This window comes from Chelativorans petroleitrophicus, from assembly GCF_025398195.1.
Taxonomy (GTDB): Bacteria; Pseudomonadota; Alphaproteobacteria; order Rhizobiales; family Rhizobiaceae; genus Chelativorans; species Chelativorans petroleitrophicus.
Genome location: NZ_JAODNV010000045.1, coordinates 1 through 3,231, shown reverse-complemented (window position 1 = coordinate 3,231; position 3,231 = coordinate 1). Strand labels below are relative to the sequence as shown.

The following is a 3,231-nucleotide window of genomic DNA, read 5'->3' as shown; positions in this document are numbered from 1 at the left end:
GTCATCGCATCACAGCGCCGTCGTTCCGCTGAACATCATCTTTCAAGCCGACCTGGACCGGTAATTAGAGGTCTCCAGTTCGCGCGGCGACAGGTCCGGCTCGTTCAGCGCCAGCTCGACGATCTGGTCACGCACCTGATCGGGGATGCGGTTCCAGACCCGCTTCGGCCGGGGTTTGCGATCTTCCAGCGCATCAACGCCGCCGGCAAGGAAGCGGTCATACCAGCGATTGAAGGTCGAACGCGGTATGCCGAGTTTCTGCAATGTGCGCCGCGCCGACAGGTGCGAGTTCTCGACCAGCCGGATGATCTCCAGCTTCTCGGATGCGGGGTATCTCATTCGTCGTCGCCCCCATCCGCGATCATGCTTTTTTTAAGCAGCCGCAGTTCCAGCGCCTGCTCGGCGACGACTTCCTTGAGATCGCGCGCCTCTTTGCGCAGCACCTTTACTTCGTCACTGGTGGCGGCACGGGCTGTGTCGCCGGCAAGCCGCTTCTTGCCGGCTTCCAGGAATTCCTTCGACCAATTGTAATAAAGGCTCTCGGCAATCCCCTCACGCCGGCACAGCGCGGCGATCGACTCCTCACCACGCAATCCCTCCAGCACAATGCGGATCTTCTCCTCCGCACCATATTGCTTGCGGGTTGCACGGCGGATGTCCTTAATGACTTGTTCCGCAGGCGCTTTCCCTGTCCCGGATTTCTGTCTCATCTTCGCTCCTTTTGAAAGGCTACGATGAACCAGAAATCCTCCGTTCTCAGTTAAGCCAGTTTGGTCCCATCAGCGCTGACGCCGGACAGTGACGCGTTGATCGAGCCTCATGGTGCGCTTTCAGCTGGTCAACATACCGTTCGGCGTGGTTGCGCAATTCCTCTGCGGTTTTTTCACGCAAGATCTCGACCGCAACATCGGGAATGTCAGCTCTTTTATTGAGGGCAGCAGAGATGGCGCGGAACGGGGAGTTTTCGTCCTCCGGCATCCTCACCAACTCATCGTTGATATAAGCGTCATAGTGGCCCGATGAGTGCGCAATGGTAATTGTCGATTTCTCAGTCCCATCACTCGGGTCGACATGCCACTTGCGGCCGCTCTTGGGGAAATCGCGGATTTCGATGCGCCGTTTCAATAAGTTTGCAATAGCAGCGGGTGCGATGTAATGCGCCTCGTCTTCCAAGGGGCCGGGCTGCTCAACAGAACTCGCAAGCTCCTTGATCCTGGAAACCAGCCGCGCGCCTTTCCACGCCGAAGTGGCCAGGGAAAGGGCCTTTGGCAGGCTTTCAACCTCAGTTGCCCTATAGCCCGGATTAGGCAGATATTTCCCGTTCCTGTCGAAGGCGCCGATGATTTTCTCGGCTGGAATATCAGTGCCGTAATTGATCTCCATCGGCCGTGGATGAGAAAGAGCTGCGTGCTTTGCCGCGTCGTCCGTGCTCTTCTCGTAGGTGTTCCGGAAGCGAGCAAACGCAGCATTCTTATAAAGGTCATAGCCCTCCAGTTCGCGCGCATCTACCAGATAGGTGTAGCCGCCCCTTGCGCGCCCATACACATCTGCACCGGCGTGATCCTTGGTCATGGCGAAGGGAGAGGTCGAAATTCCCCTGCCATCGATATCCAGTGCGTCCTTGCCGCCGCCGAAACCGCCGCGGAAACCATTGACCTCTTCAATATCCTTGATCTCGGTCCTGAGCTTGAAGCCCTGGCCGAAAATTTCCTCCGGAGCACGCATGTCGCCCCGGAAAACGAACCCCTTATAGATGAAGCCCTTTTTGTCATCGACATAATGGCTGTTGGGATTTTTCCCGACCAGCCGTGTCGCATCCTCAATGGTGAAGCGATCCGTGCGCAGCGCGCGCAGAGTCTCTGCGTGGAGCTTAGGTGCCGGTTTGGCTCTTCGAATGGCGGCCATTATCGACTTCTCGGTTTTTGCGATGCTGTGTGTGAGTGCCTTCTGGACAACACGCTTCGCACCCTGAGATGCCGATTGAACGAGGCTCTTGGTTGAAAAGACCGGCAGGATGAAGTCTGTTAATTCTTTTCCCGCCAACCGCAGGAACGAACTGGTTTTGTAACTGTCTATGAGTGCACGCAGGATTATTGAAACCTTACGCGTGGAGCCGGCCGTTGCTGCCGACCTGAGGAGAGGCGCTGCGGCCTTCAGCCCCTTGTATCCGGCTTTTGCTCCAGCTAAACCAATGAAAATGAAGGTGGCTGCCAGATCTGCCACATCCCATGCGATATTCGAGAAGGAGAACTCATGATTTGGATCAAGGTTTGATTTTGTAATTTCCTCATAAAAAGGAAGCAATCTGAATAAGACTTCAGCCGTACCAATATTATAGTTTTCTTCTTTAATTTTATTCAAGGAAGATATTGCGATATTTCTTATTTTAAGCTCCATCATTTCCTTGATTGAGAGAGCATCATCCCCCGTATCGCTCCGGGATTGAACAATCTGAAAGTTTGCAGAGGGACAATTCTTCGAATCTCCGCTGCATCCTACCTTAAAGCTGCCCTTGATATCCTCGGCAAAAGCAATGCCCAACGCGCGAAGAACCACTTCCTTCTTAAGCTTGCCATGTTCGTCCAGTGCATTCCGACTGAGGAACTTGAATTCCCCTTGCGGACCCACCATGCCGAATCGGCCGTCAGGCATTGAGAAGAAATACGCCGGTATTTGCTGGCCTCTCATAAGGCTTTGAGGATGACGCCTGACTGCCGCTATCAGCCGGTCAAGGAGCACATCGCTTACAGTCCAAACCCGGTTTGGGCGATACTCCATGTGGATGCGGCCCAGCCCCGCAACTGCCGCATTTTCCAGTGCTTTTAAGGTTACAAATTTAGGAAGGTTACTTGAAATAAAGTCCGAAAATTGTTCGTAGTACTTCTTTACACTTGCATGATAGTTGTCAGAGACTATATTATCGTTTATAAATTTGGATATTGGTCCTGATCCAGAGTTGATCTTATTGCTATCGAGCTCTGCCTGGATTTCATCCCGGCTCTTGAATTTTGGCGGAGAAGGCGGTTCAAGGGCCAGCTCCCATGCCTCGTTATAAATCTCTATAATCTTCTCTAGGGGTAACTGCAGCTCCTTGTTCCCGTTCTGATCCGCCCATATCTGCGCTTCTTTCACTAGAAGTTTTTTGGATACTTCTTGACCTGCTCCCCTGATTGTCCGCGCTTATAAGCTAGCCCTGTTCACGTTGTGGTCCTTCATGGACCGGATTGCAAA

1 protein-coding gene and 1 pseudogene are annotated in these 3,231 nt (G+C 53.3%); both read right to left on the bottom strand.

Annotated elements, in window-relative coordinates; translation table 11 throughout:
* Window positions 1-75: 75 nt before the first annotated feature.
* A pseudogene (locus NYR54_RS18985) lies at window positions 76-710 on the bottom strand (transposase); the annotation flags it as partial.
* A 46-nt stretch (window positions 711-756) separates the two neighbouring features.
* Complete coding sequence (locus tag NYR54_RS18980) at window positions 757-3,132, bottom strand: OTU domain-containing protein (RefSeq protein ID WP_261517265.1); 2,376 nt, start codon at window positions 3,130-3,132, stop codon at window positions 757-759.
* Window positions 3,133-3,231: the final 99 nt, after the last annotated feature.